Here is a 743-nt window from a genome sequence, read left to right as displayed (position 1 = left end):
CTGACATTTCGCACCCCCGAGATGTCAGATGGAAAACATTTCAATGGAATTTCGGGATAAGCAATAATGGGGCAACCTAAATAATCATGCCTATGCACCGCACTTTAAACAATCAAGGTCATTTTGGATGAAAGAGCGTTTGAGGTTACGTCATTCGTACTTAAACAAAGAGAGACTCATCATAGCCAAACATGGCCAACAATCTTCGCTGCTCGGTCTTGAGCGGTTGGACCAACTGACGAAAACGGCTGCCATCGGGCATCCGGAACACAACGACCTGTACATATTCGAGCAGACGAAAAATCTCCCGCGTTGTCGGTTGCGCCAGTTTCCGTTTCGTGGTGGCGATCAAAGGGTGGCGTTCGCTCGTTTGGCTGCGAACCTTGCCCTGAATGCTGTGGTACACCAACAGCGCGATCAGGAACAAGTAACCCAGCACCTCCACGCGATGCGGCTTTTTTAGGTAGATTTCATCGACAAAATAAGGATCTTTCAAGATCGAAAAATTGCATTCGACTCGAATTTGTCCTTTGTACGTTTGTAACAGGGTGGCGGGGTCCATCGGTTTCCCTTGAAATTCCTTGGGCACCGTGGACACCAGCACAAAGCGGGAGGCCTTTCTGCGAGCGGCGCCGATCGCTTCTTCATCCGGCTTCGGCTGTTCAAACGCCAGTCGGTAGCGCGTGATCGACTCCGGCACCGTCCCTTTCTTCGGACGACCCCGCGGGCGCACGAGGTCTTCG

1 pseudogene is annotated in these 743 nt (G+C 51.7%); it reads right to left on the bottom strand.

Going from position 1 to position 743, the window contains the following annotated elements:
• Positions 1–160: 160 nt before the first annotated feature.
• A pseudogene (locus tag PKO02S_RS32750) lies at positions 161–743 on the bottom strand (IS1634 family transposase); the annotation flags it as partial.

It is taken from the genome of Paenibacillus koleovorans NBRC 103111 (genome assembly GCF_004000845.1).
Taxonomy (GTDB): domain Bacteria; phylum Bacillota; class Bacilli; order Paenibacillales; family NBRC-103111; genus Paenibacillus_AA; species Paenibacillus_AA koleovorans.
Note: the sequence above shows the minus strand (reverse complement) of the source record. Positions and strands in the feature narration are given on the sequence as shown.